The sequence below is a fragment of the Mucilaginibacter sp. RCC_168 genome, assembly GCF_041355315.1.
Taxonomy (GTDB): domain Bacteria; phylum Bacteroidota; class Bacteroidia; order Sphingobacteriales; family Sphingobacteriaceae; genus Mucilaginibacter.
Genome location: NZ_JBFUPN010000012.1, coordinates 82,557 through 99,746, shown reverse-complemented (window position 1 = coordinate 99,746; position 17,190 = coordinate 82,557). Strand labels below are relative to the sequence as shown.

Below are 17,190 nucleotides of genomic sequence, written 5' to 3'. Positions count from 1 at the left end.
AGCTGCTATAACCTACATTAACTTTGCCGATCATAGTAGTTTAATGGCATCGGATGTTATACAGTTGGTGGATTATTTTTTAAATTATCGTTTTCGGGATTAGTATGATCTTCTTTATTCAAAGCGTCATCTTTTATCTCTTCTTTAACATCAGAGGCATCGGTACTGCCTGAATTATAATCTTCCCAGGGTTTCTTTTTGTTGCCTGTTGCCATTAATGCAAGGCCCGCTCCTACTAAAACCACCGGCCAAAATTTTCCAAAATGCCAGAACCTGAACAGATGTAATTCATGCAGCAGAAATGATGCACCTATGAATATCAATATCACACCAATGATCAATGCAGGGGTTGATGATCCCGATTTTTTGGGTGGTACACCAAACGGCACATCCTGTTGAGGAGGTACGCCAGTAGTAAAAGGGTTATAAGGCTCCTCCTGTGGCGGTACACGATAATCAACCCCAGGATTAAAATATTGCTGATATTTTTTAGGTAATACAATCCATAAAACAATATAAACCATAAAACCTGTACCCATGAATATAAAGGTGAGCAGGAATAGTGCCCTTACTATAGCTATATCGAGATCAAAATAATCGGCTAAGCCCGCGCAAACACCGCCAATTACCTTGCGGCGTTCATCGCGATAAAGTTTCTTTTCCATAATTTATTAATAATAGTGATTTTATAATTCAAATGTGCAAACAACAAATGTTTTACGGTAACACTATTAGGTAAAAGCAGCCAAACTCTCGGTAAAGCACCTGAAAATACCGATGAAAGTTGATGGTTGATGATTGGTTGTTCATGGTTCATAGATCGTGGTTCATGGTTGATAGTTCATGGTTCATAGTTCATAGTTCATAGTTGATAGTTCATGGTTCATGGTTCATAGTAAAATCAATGATATAAAAATATGCATGCTTCTCTTAAACCATGAACTATCAACCATGAACTATCAACCACCAATCATCAACCATGAACCACCAACCATCAACCATGAACTAATCAAATTTATATCTGGCCGGGCGCGGGCTTAATGATCATCTCGTCAACATTTGCGCCGGGGCTCATACGGTATATATTAATGATGGCTGATGAGATATCTTCTGGTAATACCATAGTGTCTTTGTCAACTACCGCGTCTTTCCATGAATCCGTTAATGTTGATCCGGGGATTATCGCGGTTACTTTTACACCATGCTCCTGCATTTCCAACCGCATTACTTTGGTGAGGCCCAACAGCGCGTATTTGGTTAAACTATACGTACCAGCCTGAGGGAAGGGGTTTAAAGACGCCACTGAACAAATATTAAAGAAATGCCCCTTGCGTGCGGCTATCATGGCTTTGCCGAAATGCCGGTAGAGCTCATAAGTGGGCATCAGGTTGGTATGCAGTTGTTTTTCAAAGTCGCCTTCGCTTTCGTCAAGTATGCTGCCGGGGGCGAACATCCCCAGGCTGTTGACCACTACATCAATAAATCCCAGCTCTTGTTGCGCCCCCCATGCAAATTGAAGTAACTGGGCTTTATTACTGCCATCAGCAACCTGTGCAAAAACTTTGATAGATGGGTTGATTAATTCCAGTTCGTCTTTAAATTTTAACAATTCTTGCTCATTGCGAGAACAAATTGCCACGTTCAATCCTTCCTTAGCAAATGAAATAGAAATAGCGCGGCCCATGCCTTTTGTTGAACCGGTGATAAGAGCGTTCTTCATGAAAATAATATAATAATAATGTATTTAAATAATTGTTCTTTTAAAGCGACTTAGAAAATACCGCGTCAATTTTTTTGATCAGAGTTGAAGCTTTACGGGCCGAATTTACGTAAGCAATGGTTAATGGCTTATAAAATTGCATATTTAAATTAATTCAATAGATACAAGCGGTAAAGCTTAATGTAAAAAACGTATTTTTAACCGATTTTTATAAAAACAAATGTTCCATAGTTTAGGAAAATACATTCTTCTGCTGCGTTTAGCTTTCAGAAAGCCCGAAAAGTTTAGTGTTTATTGGAGCGAAGTGATGCGTGAAATGGTTTCGGTGGGGATAGGCTCACTGGGTATTATAGCCATTATTTCGGTATTTATCGGGGCTGTGGCCACTATACAAACCGCATTCCAGCTGGTGAGCGACTTTATTCCTAAAACCATTGTAGGTGGTATCACCCGTGATTCAACTATCCTGGAGTTTAGTCCAACCATTTCGGCACTGGTATTAGCCGGACGTGTGGGCTCCAGCATGGCCTCGCAAATTGGTACCATGCGGGTAACCGAACAGATAGACGCGCTGGAGATCATGGGTGTAAACGCGCCGGGTTATTTAATATCGCCAAAGATCATTGCTGGGGTATCTATGATTCCGCTATTGGTTATTGTATCGGTGATTTTGGGTTTAACCGGTGGTTATATTGCTTGCGCCGCCTCCAACGATGTATCCACAGCCGATTATGTGACGGGTTTAACTGATGGTTTTAACCCGCTCATTGTAACTGTTTGTGCCGTTAAATCAATCTTCTTTGGATTCATTATTACCTCTATTTGCTCTTACCAGGGTTTTTATACTGATGGTGGTTCGCTTGAGGTGGGCCAATCGGCTACCCGTGGCGTTGTTTGGAGCTGTATCATGATATTATTTGTGGATCTCATTATTTCACGCCTGCTACTATGATCGAAATTAAAGATATCTACAAAACATTTGGCGATAACGAAGTACTAAAAGGTATAACCGCGATTTTTAAACCAGGTAAAAACAACCTTATTATTGGCGGTTCCGGATCTGGAAAAACCACCCTGCTGAAGTGTATTGTTGGTTTACACGACCCCACCAAAGGCGATGTGATATTTGACGGTGAAAACTTTACCGATATGGATTTTGAGCAACGCGTGCCCATCCGTACCAAAATAGGGATGCTTTTTCAAAATTCAGCCCTGTTTGACTCCATGACGGTGGAAGAGAATATCATGTTTCCGCTTAACCTGTTTACGAATCAAACAAAAGCAGAGAAACTCGATCGTGCCAATTTTTGCCTCGAAAGAGTTAATCTTACCGGCAAAAATAAACTATACCCATCCGAACTTTCAGGAGGTATGAAAAAACGCGTAGGTATTGCCCGAGCTATATCTATGCAACCCAAATACCTGTTTGTTGACGAACCCAACTCGGGCCTCGACCCTAAAACATCCATCCTGATTGATGAACTGATCAACGAACTGACCGAAGAGTATGAAATAACAACAGTGATTGTTACGCATGACATGAATTCGGTAATGGGTATAGGCGATCATATTATATTTTTACACCAGGGTAAAAAATGGTGGGAAGGCAGTAATAAAGAAATAGCCCACACCGATAATCAGGAACTGAACGATTTCGTATTCGCCAGTAAATTTATGCAGGCGGCAAAAGCGAAATTGTAGTTTACGGTTATCAGTTCACAGTTAGCAGTCGCTTTTATCAGAATGATTATATTTGCATCTATTAAAATGGCGTAGTAGGTAACTATTTACTGCAAACTGCCCACCGTAAACTGCAAACTAAATACATGATTCAACTATTAACCCCAACGCACTGGAAAGATTACGAACTGATTGATTGCGGCGATTTTGAAAAGCTGGAGCGCTTTGGGAATACTATACTGATACGCCCCGAACCGCAGGCGGTTTGGAGCAAGCAGTTGCCGGCTTCTGAATGGCAGCGCTTACACCACATTAAGTTTAAAGGCCGCTCGGCAACCGCGGGCGACTGGGTAAAGAAAGACCCTAAAACACCCGATCGCTGGCATATCGAATACAAGAATAAAGACGCGGCCATTAAGTTCCGTTTGGGTTTAACCTCATTTAAACACCTGGGTATTTTCCCCGAACAGGCGGTAAATTGGGATTACATCACCCAAAACATCAAAAAGTTTAAAACGCCACAGCCTAAGGTGCTCAACCTGTTTGCCTATACCGGCGGTGCATCATTAATTGCACAGGCAGCCGGCGCCGATACCACACACGTAGATTCGATAAAACAAGTGGTTACCTGGGCCAATGAAAACCAGGAGATCTCGGGTCTGAACAATATCCGGTGGGTGGTTGAAGATGCTTTGAAGTTTGTAAAACGTGAGCTAAAACGCGGTAAAAAATATAATGGTATCATCCTGGATCCTCCGGCATACGGCAACGGCCCCAACGGCGAAAAGTGGAAACTGGAAGATAACATCAACGAAATGATGGCCGATGTGATTCAGCTGCTTGATCCCGAAGAACACTTCCTGATCCTGAATACTTATTCACTGGGTTTTTCATCGGTCATTATCGAAAACCTCATCAAAAGCGCGTTCCCTAAGGTACAGAACCTGGAGATTGGCGAACTTTATCTGCAGGCCACTGCGGGTTCAAAATTGCCGCTTGGCGTTTTCGGAAAATTCTTTAAAACACGTTCATAGTTACGATGATCAAAAAACTGCTATGTACCGCATGCCTGGTGTTGATATTCACAGGCTGTTTCGCGCAGCAGCATTTTGATATCATCTTAAAAAACGGAAAGATCATTGACGGTGCCGGTAATCCCTGGTTTTATGGGGATGTAGGCATTGTTAAAGATAAGATCGTAAGCATTGGCGATCTGCCCAAAAACAAGGCTGGCAAAACTATTGATGCCTCCGGCCTGATCATCGCTCCCGGCTTTATTGATGTACATACGCATATTGAAGGCGACGAAAAGAAAACCCCAACTGCCGATAATTTTATTTACGATGGCGTAACCACCGTGATCACGGGTAACTGCGGCAGCTCCAATATCAACATTGCCAAATACTTTAAATTTTTAGATAGCTTAAAACTATCTGTCAACGTAGCCTCGCTGATAGGCCACAATGATGTACGCGAGGCTGTATTGGGCAAGGCAGCCATAACACCCAATGATGCACAGCTGCAAAAAATGCAGGCTATAGTAGAGCAAGCCATGCGCGATGGTGCCGTTGGTTTTTCAACCGGACTAATTTATACACCTGGCTTATATTCCAAAACACCCGAGGTTGTTGCCCTGGCAAAAGCGGCGGCTAAATATCATGGCGTGTACACCTCACATATGCGCAATGAAACCGATAAGATTTTTGATGCCATTGCCGAAGCTATTGACATTGGGCGGCAAGCCAATATGCCCGTAGAGATCTCGCATTTTAAGGTAGGTTTACCCAACTGGAACTGCTCTACAGAAATGATAGCGATGGTGGAGAAGGCGCGCCATGAAGGTTTGGATGTAACTGTCGATCAATATCCCTACACAGCCAGCAGCACTACGTTGAATGTATTACTGCCCGACTGGCTGCAGGATGGCGGGCACGATTCGGTACTAAAACGGTTGAATAACCCACTGATCCATCAAAAAGTAGTTGCCGAAATGATCGTGGATATGAAAAGGCGCACCCGCGAACATTTTGATTATGCTGTGGTTGCCCATTGCGATGGCGATCCGTCTATCAATGGCAAAAACATTATGCAGATCAATATCGCCAAAGGCAGGCCATCAACCATACCTGATGAAATTGAAACCATTTTAGATATCACCAAAATTGGCAGTGCTTCGATGGTATTTCATGGTTTGAATGAGGCTGATGTTGAAAATATACTCCGATATCCGCTTACTATGGTGGCATCAGATTCGGGTATCCGTTTATTTGGTTCGGGTGTGCCACACCCGCGCGGTTACGGCAGCAATGCCCGGGTACTGGCTTATTATGTACGCGAAAAAAATGTGATCCGCCTGGAAGATGCTATACGTAAAATGACCTCATTACCCGCACAAAAATTTCATTTAACTAATCGCGGCTTATTGCAGCCCGGTATGTTTGCAGATATTGTTATCTTTGACGCCGGTACGGTCAAAGACCAATCAACGTTTGAACATCCCCACGCCTATTCAACTGGTTTTAAGTATGTTTTAGTGAATGGAAACATAACTGTTGATAATTTTAAACACACAGGCACCAGAAAAGGTGTTATTTTGCACGGGCCCGGATATCAACAGAATAATTAATAATTAACCGGTTAAATGAGTTAAGCTAAGTACATCAAAACGCAAAAATCTCACCTTTATAAATAATGAAACATTTTTTCCTTTACGCCTCGGCGCTTTTATTAACAATTACCCTGCTAACCAATTGCAAACAAAGCGGCAGTACCAGTAAACCAGGCGCTAAACCAACAGCCAAGGCAGATTCGGCCAAAGGCGAAACAGCAGATACGCTGAGCGTGGTAAAATCAAGCTATCCACCTTTGGATAAAAAACTGTATGATTCCCTGCTGAAATTTAACGCCCATGGCGATACCACCGGCAGATGGCCAGTTAAAAACACGCCTTACCCGCTAAACGGTGCTATTTTACCGTTTAAACGCGTGGTAGCTTTTTACGGCAACCTATACTCTAAAAAAATGGGAATCCTTGGCGAATTACCTCCTAATGAAATGCTGGCCAAATTAAAAGGTGAAGTAAAACACTGGGAAAAAGCCGATCCAAAAACACCGGTACAACCAGCCCTGCATTATATTGCCGTAGTAGCACAAGGAGATGGCGGTAAAGATGGCAAGTTCCGTTACCGTATGCCATTTAAACAAATTGACAGCGTATTATCATTAGCCAAAAAGGCTCATGCCATTGTATTTTTAGATGTGCAGGTAGCATTAAGCAATATACGTGCAGAGTTACCGCTGCTTGAAAAATACTTAGCCATGCCGCAGGTTCATTTCGGTATGGATCCGGAATTTTCTATGAAAGATGGCACCCATCCGGGCAAAAAAATTGGCACCTACGATGCTGACGATGTGAACTATGTATCGGGCTATTTGGCTGGCTTGGTTAAAAAGTATAACCTGCCTCCAAAAATATTAGTGGTGCATCGCTTTACTAAAAAAATGTTGACCAACTATAAAAACATTAAACTGCGTAAAGAAGTTCAGGTAGTAATGGATATGGACGGATGGGGCGAACCCGATCTTAAAACAGGTACTTACCGTTACTTTATTAACCAGGAACCGGTACAGTTTACAGGCTTTAAATTGTTTTACAAAAACGACATCAAAAAAGCGCCTCACCATATGTTAACTCCTGAGGAAGTTTTATCAAGATACAAACCATATCCTATTTACATTCAGTACCAGTAGTGTAAGTCGGAAGTCTTTAGATAAAAGTCTTAAGTCAATTAATATTTTTATTTTTTGACTTAAGACTTTTTTATTTTAGACTTTTGGCTTCGGACTCAGAACTTAAGACTATGATCAAATGGGGAATAATAGGTTGCGGACGCATTGCCCACCGGTTTATGCAGGGCCTTCAGGAAGTAGAAGAGACGCTACTGGTAGCTTCCTGGTCAAGAACACCATCAACGGTTAAAGCATTTGTGGAGCAATACGGTGGCATTGCCTGTGGCAGTGTAGACGAGTTGCTGACCTGCGATATAGACGCGGTATATATTGCTACCCTGCCTGATAGTCATGCCGCCTATAGCATAGCCGCGTTAAAAGCAGGTAAACATGTTTTGTGCGAAAAACCGGTTACCGTTAACCTGGCCGAGCTGGAACAGGTGCTTGCCGTAGCTAAAGAATGCAACCTGCTTTTTATGGAAGGTATGAAACCTGCCTTCTATCCTTTATACCTGCGTTTAAAAGAACATCTTGCCCATGATCCTATTGGCCCGGCTGGTTATGTACGCGCGGGATCATCAGTTGCGGATCTTTCGGCAGATCATCCTAATTTTAGCCTGGAGCTTGCCGGTGGTGGTTTGATGCAGATAGGCATATATGAAGCTTTCTTGGCGATAGACTGGCTGGGTGAACTACAGGATGTACAGGCCATGGGGCGTTTTGGCAGCACCGGGGTAGATATGTTCACCATATTTCAAACGCTGCATACAGGTGGCTATTCACAGCTATATGCCGGGTTTGATCTGCATGGCAAAGGCGACGCCCTGATTGCCGGGCCGCTGGGCCATATCACCATACATAAAAACTGGTGGAACCCTGCCCGTGCTACTATCGATTACCTGGATGGCCGCGTTGTTGAATTAAATGAACCTTTTACCGCTGGCGGGCTTAATTATGAGATAGCACATTTTTGCGACCTGATCAAAGCGGGTAAAACAGAAAGCCCTGTCATCAACCACCACATGTCAAAACAAATGATCGACCTGATCGACAGAGCCCGTGCCCATATAGGGTTGAAGTTTCCGTCTGAGCAATAATTCTGAGACGCATGTGATGCGTCTCTACATTTCATTTTCGTAGAGACACATTACATGTGTCTCCTTATTTACAATTTATTTGAGTTAAGCACCGGATTTTGACTGGCGTTTACCTGGTAAGTGTAGATAGCGTTTTCATTGTCAACCTCCACTATGCGATATCCCTTATAATCGGTACCCCAGTTGCCTCCAATATGCGAATCAAAAAAGTGCGGGAATTTATCGCCGGTATAACGAATGCCATCAAGCAAATGATCGTGCCCATGAAAAGTAGCCTTTACATTTGGGTAGCCATGTAGTAGCTCCATGGTTTCTGGGCAATCCACAAAAAAATCATCTTTTTGCCATTTGAACGGGGCGATGTGCAGTATCACAAACACGATCTTCTTATCCTTGAATTTCTCTAATGAAGCCTTGATAAAAACATTATCCGGACAAACATAGGTGCCTTTGGTATCAGCCGTATTGGCCAGTACAAATGCAATATCACCAAACTCTACCGTGTACTTATCTTCATAACCAAAATTCTTTTGCCAAAGGGCCGCGTCTGCAAAATCATGGTTACCGGGGATGGTATGATAAGGCATATTAAACTTATCCAAATATTGGGTTTTTATCTCGGGCAGCAAATCGGGGCGGTTATGAACCAGGTCGCCGTTAACAATTACCATATCCAGGTGGTTCTTAGCATGATCGGCATTGATCCATTTAACCATATTGCCGGTGTTCAGCGCATAATCGGTATCGGGTTGTCCGTAATGGATATCAGATGCCAGGGCAAAGCGCAGTTTAAGTTTGCCTTTATTTTGGCGGTTATACTCGTTATTAACGTTTGCAAAAGTATTAACAGCAGGCAGTAAGGTTAAGGCTGCTATACCGGCCAGTCCGGTACCAATAAATTCTCTGCGGGTACTCATGTTTGTTTTTTCAGTAAAAGTACGGTACAGGTGTTAAGTTAGGATTAAGGATAGAGAGTGAATAGAAAAAATATAACCGTATAAAAACGCGTCATTGCGAGGCACGAAGCAATCCCCGACTTACAGAGCGGTCCTGTATAGCATAGAGATTGCTTCGTGGCAATGACGCGTTCAAGGGGGCTTACCTTAACCCCTTCTCTTTTAAATATTTCACTAACGCAGCAGGATGATCGGTCTGCAAACCAGATAATCCTACAGCGAAAGCCTTATCCCAATCTGCCGGGCCCTCGCCTCCACTCTGAATATCAGGCCAAACGGGAATGTGTTTATCTTCGGCAAATTTTACCATATCGGCATTATACTGCTTATAGCTTCCATCCAGTATATCAGGCTGATACTTCGTGATAAAGCTATCCATTCCTGCAACTGTTTTTACACTATCAGGTAAACTCAGCATCAGGGGCATTTTGGGAGCAGCTTTACGCCAACCGGTAAATTGGGGAGCGCTGTTGATGTAAACCAGTACCTGTTTTTCCATGCCATATTGTTTGATCATCTGATAAGCTGCAACCGGGTCAGCAGCCTTAAAATCAAGATAGATATTGATCTTGTTCTTACACAACTGTAATATTTGCCTAAAGGTTGGGATACGATAGATCTCGGTTGATGTGCTGTCCTTGCTTTTTACCTGGAGCAACTCAAGCTCTGCCAGGGTGAGGTCTTTAACCTGCCCTTGTCCGTTGGTCATCCGGTTCACAGTACCATCATGCATGCTTATCAGCTCGCCATCTTTGGTTGTCCGCAAGTCTATCTCAACATAATCAGCCTCGTTTTTGATGGCTTCCTGATAAGCCGCTAATGTATTTTCCGGGTAGATCACGTGATCGCCCCGGTGCGCGGAGATTATAAATTTATGTTTTGATACCGGTGCCGGGTTAGGCTGCCAGTTATCACCGGCTGATAATAAAAATAATGTTGTAGTTAATATCGCTAAACGCATTTGTTTTTTTGATAATGAGTTATTATTTACCAAAAACACTCTCTACAGCATCCCCAACTTCATGACCTGCCGATGCTTTAAAATCAAAGCCCAGTAATTTGGCTATGGTTTGGGCCAGTTGTTTGTGGTAAGTTGTTGCAGGTAATTTCATTTCACCACCGGCAGGTGTATCGGGACCTAAAACGGCAAACCAGGTTTGCTCAGAATGCGGAGTCTCTGTACCATGATCGCGCCATTTGGTTAAAGGCACATCTCCCCTGCCATGATCACAGGTGACGATGAGGGTGGTTTTATTTTTATAAGCCGGATCGGTTTGCACATATTGCCACAATTGTTTTATATAAACATCTTCCTGACGGATACGATCAAGATAAAACTTATAATTACCGGCGTGCGCCAGATCGTCCGGTTCATCGAAGGCTACGTATAAGGCACGCGGTTTAAATTGCTGCATGTAAGTTTTGGCAAACTCAAAGGTTAAAAAGTCGATCCGAGTGGAATCGCCCAGGAAATGCGGCACTTCATTCAGCATTTCGTTCAGATGTTTTAACCGGTCATTCATCCCCGGAATATTTACAGGCATATAACCCGAATTGTTCAGGATGCCCGAACGCGGGGTATTCAATATCTGTGTAAACCTCTCCCATGACGAAAAAGCGGCAACCTTATGCTGAAAGCCTTTTTGCTTATTTAAAAATTCCAGCACATTCATATTTGGGTTAGTAATGGCCTCATTGGTGTTCATGCGCGGGTCAGGGAAACCGGTGAATATCTCATTATAGCCTGGATACGAAAAATGAAACGAATTGGCTACCTCATCTTTGCTGCCCAAATCCCGGTTACCATACATTTGACCTTGTTGAACAAGGGTCGACCAGAAAAACGGCATCAATAGCTTGCGGCGGTCATTGACATTTGGCGTCCAAAAATTTTTACGAACCGCATCTTTCTCATTCGTTTCGTTTGAATTGATCAGGGCCGAATCTGCACCGCGGAAAACCTCCTGCCAGCGTAAGCCATCAATGGTTACAATAATCACGTTCTCTGTTTTGTGCTGTTGCGCAAACAGCACCGAAAACGAGCCGGCAAGTAGTAATGTTAAAATTATTTTTTTCATTGGGTTTTTATTTAATTCAACAAAGGCCCCCTGGTATACCGGGGGGCCTTTGTTACTCATTATTTAATATTCATGATTTATTTCAATATCCACATGGTAGCGTTGATATCATCGCTGCCGCCATATTGGCTGGCTAATGCTTTATTGTAATTAGTGGCATTAACGGTTCTTTCAGACGTTGGATATTCAAAACGCAATGGTATACGTGTACCATTACCGGTACCCGGGCCGGTGGTAAAAGTTGGCACACCGGTACGGCGATAAGTAAAGTATGATTCCAAACCTGAATGACGGAATAAGGCCAGGTATTTTTGCTGTAATATTTGTTTGTAACCAGTTGCCCCGCCCGCGTATTTAACTAATGGCTGCGCATAATAAATATTCCAGTTTACGCTAACCTGATAGGTGTTATAACTGGTTCCGTCAGTTACACCTTTAGAACTTGCTGTAGGGTGGTAAAAATAGGCTGTGAATGCCCCGATACCGGTTGGTATGCTGTAAGAATCAAACGAAGCCTGGATACCTTTTTGATAATAAGCCTCGGCATCTCCTGTTGCCCAGCCCAGGTTAATACCTTCGGCAATATTGAACATTAGTTCGGGATAACCTATCTGGATACTTGGTTCACCGGTATAAGTAGAATAGAAATGCTTACGGTTCAGGAACGAATAACGCTGCAACGTGGCTTTATTATACATCACCCCAAGGTCAAGACCCGCATCAGCACCAACAAATGAAGCAAAATCAGTTGGGCTCTGTTTTAGCGTATCAACCAGGTAACGTGAAGGTTCGGCTGTAACAAATACCCTTGGATCTTTAAGCTGTGTAAGCAAGCCAACATAAGTTGCCGACATGTTTTGCCTTGAACCATTTTGCCCAAAATTGTTAGGATTTTGAGGATAGTAATTGCTTGGAGAAACAAATACGTATTGCAAATTATCGGATATGTTCTCCATTAACGGATACTTGGCAGGATTACCTACTATAGCAGCAAACTGTGATTTAACGTCAATATCAGCCGTTTTTTTGCTTAGGGCTAATAACAACCTGATATGAAAGGCATTAACCGTTTTTTGCCATTTGGAAAGATCATTATTGAAGTAAATGTCATTACTTAAAGTTGAGCCAACACCTGAACCAGCAATGGTTGGATCATTGATCAATTGAGTAAGATCAGCATTGGCACTCTCCAACCAGGCTAATGATTGAGTCATTACCGCTTTTTGAGTATCATAGGCAGGTGTAAGATTAGCTAAGCCTTGTATAGCATTCGTCATTGGTATATCACCCTCTTCTAAACTCATTTTGCTGAAGAAATATGCCCTGAAAAACTTACCTAACGCCTCGTATGGATTAATTGCTCCACCACCCGTAGCGGTTGCTTGTTTTTCCATATCCAACACGTTTTTAATAGTGCTATAATAATTGTCGCCACCGCTGGCAAAACCATCATAACGATTATTACCATAGTAATCGTAATTATAGATGTAATACTGGCAATATATTTCGTTGCTGCTTTGTGGCAGATCGGCCATTTGGTTTAATATACCGTTAAATAACAGCGATGCTGGTACTGTGCTGGGTACGTTGTTATTTTTGGTCAGATCTTCAAAGCTCTTTTTACAGCCCGTTACCGCCAGTACCATAAATACCGGCAGCAAGTAATTGATAAATATCTTTTTCATCATTATTTAATTTTTAATTAGAATGATACATTTAAGTTAACACCATAGCTACGTACTGTTGGCGACTGTAAAACAGTGCTTGAAGTAGCATAGTTATATTGATCTAAATCCACATCCTTAAAGCGTTTGTCGCCATAGAAGTATAATAAGTTACGGCCATATACCGATACAGATGCTTTTCTGATGAACGATTTATCTAACCATGCTTTCGGGAAATCATAACCCAAGGTTACCTCGCGCAATTTGGAGAATGTTTTGCTCATGAGGTTTGACTCATCAACGTTGTAATACTTACTCACGTAATCCTGCACCAGGGCTGTTTGTTTATTTGGTGAGTATTGCAGTGCGGCGTAGTTTATTATTCTTCCTGTTGCCGGGTCATAGTTGATAGAGGTTCCGTTTGATACGGTTACACCTGGGCCAACATAACTACCGTTGTAATCTGCTTTACCAAAATTTTGCCAGTCTTTATAACGGGCATCGCCAAGGGCGCCGGTAGCTGTTTCAATGTTTGAACCACCACGCATGGTTTTGTTGTGCATGTAGTCAATAATTACACCACCAACAGATCCGTCAAACTGAAAACCCAGGTTAAAGTTCTTGTAACGAACTTTATTAGAAATACTCCATTGGTATTTGGCATTCTCATTACCCAGATACTGTGCAACAGGTAGCACCAAAGGTTTACCGGCAGCATCATTGATGATCTGGCCTTGTGGGGTTCTGGCAAAGGCGGTACCATACAATTTGTCGGTACGATCGCCTTGTTTAAAGAACTGCTTGTAGGTGTCCTGGTATCCGGTAGGGCTGGTTTTATCCGGTGGCAATTGTTCGTATACATCCTTAAAGGTTGATACGTTTACTAAAACATTCCAGGTAAAGCCACCTAAGTTTCTGATCGGCGTACCTTCTATAGATGCTTCATAACCGGTTTTTTTGGTTTTTAAAGCATTCAGGTATAAAGTAGTATAACCGGTTGCGGTTGAAATACTGTTAGCCAATATCTGCGGACCGTCAATGTATTGGAAAGCGGTAGCAGAAAGACCTAAACGATTTTGTAAGAATTTAATATCAAAACCCTCTTCGTAGTTAACACGGGTTGAAGTTTTGATACCTGGTTGATACAGGAAATCCGAAGCTGATGCAGCCGGCTGACTGTTATATGGTTTACTGGTTAAATAAAACGGATTAAGCTGATAGCTTGGACCGTTGTAAGGCGAGTTATAAGTACTGCCATAACCCAGTGGGTTCAGGAATAACGGATTTGAGTTAGGGCTGTTAGTAGTAGTTGAGCCACCCAATGCCGAAATAGCATTAAAGGGAGCAGGACCAATTGTTGGGCTTGATGCATCAGCTTTAACTGTTGAGTATGATGCTCTTGCTTTTAAGAAAGAAATAACCTCGGGCAGTTTAATGTAATCAGAGATCACGGTAGCTACCGATAAACTTGGATAATAATAGGTAGTTACGTTTTGAAATGCTGATGATTTATCAACACGGCCCGTGCTTGATAAGGTAGCATATTTACCAAAAGTAGCATCCAAAGAGTAATAACCGCTTAACACGCGCTCCTGTGAGCTAAAAGCGGTGGACTGTACCGGGTTTCTGGAGTTGGCAAAAGTATAAACCTCTGGTACGTTCAAATAATCGGTTGACGTCCAGCTGGAGTTATAATTAAAGCTACGTAAGTTTGAACCTACCACACCTGATAAATTCAGGAATTTTTGAACGGTGTAGTTATAGTTTAACATCAACTCCGTGTTGTTATCAAACAGGTTGCGGCGGTCTTCGCGGTAATCGCCCTGGTTACCTTCACGGCCATAAGGGTGAGCCGAGAATGGCAGGTCTTCTGTACGCAAAATATTATAGGTATCGATCTGTGAACGTAAAGTAACATTCAGATTATTATCAATCTTAAAATTACCCGACAGATACCCGTATACATCATTTTTATAATGACCCCTTGTCCATTTTTCTGTTAATAACCAGGGGTTATGGTAACGGGTGTATTCGGCAAATACCGATTGAACGCCTTCTTTACCCGGCTGCCAGATAGCTTTGATATCGGGCGCGTTCACATTCCAGTCGGCGCCTGTCCAAACGGCAATGTTATAGATGATACTGTTCGGACCGTATTGAACATCTGGAAAGTTATCAGTTGATTGTCTGTTGAAATCAACGTTAGCTTCAAATTTCCAACGGCTGGTTGGGGTAAATGAGGCATAAAAATTGGCATTGGCTATATCCAGGTATTGCGCAGGGATGTAGCTGGTTTGATGCTGCTGCGAAACCGAGAAACGGGTTACATAAGTATCGCCTACAGCGCCTAATGAAATATTGTTGTTGGTTTGATACCCGGTTTTCAAGAAGTTTTTCAGGTTATCTTTACCGCGGGCAACCCATGGGGTCCCCTGGCGTACACCATTAACAACGGGGCTATCATACTGAGGTATTAACTGACCGGCAAAATAAGGCCCCCAAACGTCATAATCACTATCAACACCACCTGGTGCGCCACCTTTACCATCAACAAAGGTATAAAAGGTATTTTCACCAGGACCATATGAGTTCTGTGTACGCGGAAATGCCAGGAAGCCGGTATTCATTACCGTACTGCTGTTAATGTCAACGGTTAATCCTTTTTTGTTCTTTTCACCTTTTTTGGTGGTAATCAGGATAGCGCCGTTTTGTGCACGGCTGCCATATAACGCGGCAGCGGCCGGGCCTTTTAATACAGTATAGGTTTCAATATCATCGGGACTGATATTATAAGTATCTGTATTGATCGGAAAACCGTCAACTACGTATAAAGTTACGGAGTTACCCCTTATTAATACCGAAGGGTTACCCAATAACTCTGCCGATGGACCTACTGATAAACCTGCCACTTTACCTGTTAAACCGGTAATAGGGTTAGGGTCACGAGCAGTAGTTACATCGGCGCCGTTAACTGCCTGCAGGGCGTAGCCAATGCGCCGGGTTTCCTTTTTAACACCAAGAGCGGTTACAACAACCTCATTAAGCGTTTTGCTGTTACCGTTCATACTTACATTAATAATAGCCTTGTCGCTCACAACTACTGATTGTGGGGTATAGCCGATAAATGTAAAAATGAGTGTTTGACCGTTGGAGGCTGTAATAAAGTAACGACCATCTACATCGGTAACGGTACCTTTGTTTTGATCTTTAATTTTCACACTTACTCCGGGAAGCGGCAAATGGTTTTCGTCGGTAACGGTACCGCTTATTTTGGTTTGTCCAAATAAAATAGATGGCGTAATACAAAATAATAAAACCGTGATAAGGTTTTTTAGTCTCTGGTAAAACTTGTTCATCTGCTAAAATTTAAAGGTGAAAGGATTGATTTTTTCATGCAGCAATACTAAACTTTGTTTATTATTAGTAAACCAATTTAGTATTAAGCTATACTTAATCTTATGTTCACCCTGTGTTAAGCAGGCGGTTTTTGTAACAACGGAATTACATATTCCTTACAAAAACTTAATATGGAAATATCAACTGTTTACCAGTTGCAGGTGGGTAAGCGCTATAGATTTTAAATAATCGAGGTTGTTTACGGGTTGGTTCATCTCTTTGGCCATGTCGTCCCAGTACCGCAGTCTTATAATCAGTTCGGCATCAGGGTTTAACTCAAAATCCGTGGCTTCTTCTTCGGTCATTACACCGCCCTGAAACTCAAGTGTGCCCTTACTTGCGTCAGACAAACGGTTATAATATTCGGGATATTTAAAAGTAAGATAACGCTTTGCTATTACGTGGCCCTGTACCAGATTGGCGACCCTTTCAGAAAAACCACGCTCCAATAAATAATCGGCGCCCAATTTTTCATGATCAACATTACCCATGCCATCCATACTTCCTGCCTCCTCGGCATCAGCGCATAAATGGCCTATGTCATGAAAAAAAGCGGCCAAAATTACCTCATCGTCAAAGCCTTCGGCCTGCGCCAAGGCAGCAGCCTGAGACATGTGCTCCAATTGCGAAACCGGTTCGCCTATATAATCTTCGTCACCAAATTTTTCATAAAGTGAAAACACTTCATTTACAACAGCCTGCGGATCATATTGGGAAAAAGCCATGGTTAGTTTATTTTTTGCAAATAAAGGGTATCCACATTATGAAAATATTAAATGTTTGTAAAATATCGTTTTCGCTTAATATTAACTATCGATTATACGTTATTAACTCATTAATATCATTATTAGGTAATTAGATACCTGTTTT

Annotated in this window: 14 protein-coding genes; 6 read left to right on the top strand and 8 right to left on the bottom strand. The window is 42.3% G+C overall.

The features are described 5' to 3' along the window. Positions 1-56: 56 nt before the first annotated feature. Positions 57-665 (bottom strand): PspC domain-containing protein, encoded by a 609-nt coding sequence (locus AB6735_RS12905; protein ID WP_370996281.1) that lies wholly within the window; start codon positions 663-665, stop codon positions 57-59. A 350-nt stretch (positions 666-1,015) separates the two neighbouring features. Then, positions 1,016-1,720, bottom strand: coding sequence for an SDR family oxidoreductase (locus tag AB6735_RS12900; RefSeq protein ID WP_370996280.1), 705 nt, complete (start codon positions 1,718-1,720; stop codon positions 1,016-1,018). 220 nt (positions 1,721-1,940) lie between these two features. On the opposite strand from AB6735_RS12900, the gene AB6735_RS12895 reads away from it, so the two are divergent. The 6 genes from AB6735_RS12895 to AB6735_RS12870 all read left to right on the top strand — a co-directional run bounded on the left by AB6735_RS12895 (position 1,941) and on the right by AB6735_RS12870 (position 8,226). Beyond that, positions 1,941-2,672 carry an MlaE family ABC transporter permease gene (locus AB6735_RS12895; protein ID WP_370996279.1) on the top strand — a complete coding sequence of 244 codons (732 nt, stop codon included), beginning with the start codon at positions 1,941-1,943 and terminating at the stop codon, positions 2,670-2,672. After that, a complete protein-coding gene (locus AB6735_RS12890) occupies positions 2,669-3,421 on the top strand; it encodes an ABC transporter ATP-binding protein (protein ID WP_370996278.1) in 753 nt (250 codons plus the stop codon). Before AB6735_RS12895 ends, AB6735_RS12890 begins: the two co-directional genes overlap by 4 nt. 125 nt (positions 3,422-3,546) lie before the next feature. Beyond that, entirely contained in the window at positions 3,547-4,434 is an 888-nt protein-coding gene (locus AB6735_RS12885; RefSeq protein ID WP_370996277.1) for a class I SAM-dependent methyltransferase, read from the top strand. A 5-nt stretch (positions 4,435-4,439) separates the two neighbouring features. After that, positions 4,440-6,026: an amidohydrolase family protein gene (locus AB6735_RS12880; RefSeq protein WP_370996276.1), complete on the top strand. Its 1,587-nt coding sequence runs from the start codon at positions 4,440-4,442 to the stop codon at positions 6,024-6,026. A gap of 65 nt (positions 6,027-6,091) precedes the next feature. Further along, positions 6,092-7,150 carry a hypothetical protein gene (locus AB6735_RS12875; protein WP_370996275.1) on the top strand — a complete coding sequence of 353 codons (1,059 nt, stop codon included), beginning with the start codon at positions 6,092-6,094 and terminating at the stop codon, positions 7,148-7,150. A 110-nt stretch (positions 7,151-7,260) separates the two neighbouring features. Then, positions 7,261-8,226 carry a Gfo/Idh/MocA family protein gene (locus AB6735_RS12870; protein WP_370996274.1) on the top strand — a complete coding sequence of 322 codons (966 nt, stop codon included), beginning with the start codon at positions 7,261-7,263 and terminating at the stop codon, positions 8,224-8,226. A 68-nt stretch (positions 8,227-8,294) separates the two neighbouring features. Here AB6735_RS12870 and AB6735_RS12865 read toward each other — a convergent pair whose 3' ends face one another. From AB6735_RS12865 to AB6735_RS12840, 6 genes are all read right to left on the bottom strand, one after another. Continuing rightward, positions 8,295-9,143: a metallophosphoesterase gene (locus AB6735_RS12865; RefSeq protein ID WP_370996273.1), complete on the bottom strand. Its 849-nt coding sequence runs from the start codon at positions 9,141-9,143 to the stop codon at positions 8,295-8,297. A gap of 181 nt (positions 9,144-9,324) precedes the next feature. After that, a complete protein-coding gene (locus tag AB6735_RS12860; RefSeq protein ID WP_370996272.1) occupies positions 9,325-10,143 on the bottom strand; it encodes a glycerophosphodiester phosphodiesterase family protein in 819 nt (272 codons plus the stop codon). 22 nt (positions 10,144-10,165) lie between these two features. Further along, on the bottom strand, positions 10,166-11,260 hold the full coding sequence (locus AB6735_RS12855; RefSeq protein WP_370996271.1) for an alkaline phosphatase family protein: 1,095 nt from the start codon (positions 11,258-11,260) through the stop codon (positions 10,166-10,168). 77 nt (positions 11,261-11,337) lie between these two features. Continuing rightward, positions 11,338-12,945, bottom strand: a complete 1,608-nt coding sequence (locus AB6735_RS12850; RefSeq protein ID WP_370996270.1) for a SusD/RagB family nutrient-binding outer membrane lipoprotein — start codon at positions 12,943-12,945, stop codon at positions 11,338-11,340. Between the two features lie 17 nt (positions 12,946-12,962). Then, entirely contained in the window at positions 12,963-16,280 is a 3,318-nt protein-coding gene (locus tag AB6735_RS12845) for a carboxypeptidase-like regulatory domain-containing protein (RefSeq protein ID WP_370996269.1), read from the bottom strand. 180 nt (positions 16,281-16,460) lie between these two features. Then, a complete protein-coding gene (locus AB6735_RS12840) occupies positions 16,461-17,045 on the bottom strand; it encodes a phosphonate degradation HD-domain oxygenase (RefSeq protein ID WP_370996268.1) in 585 nt (194 codons plus the stop codon). Positions 17,046-17,190 lie beyond the last annotated feature (145 nt).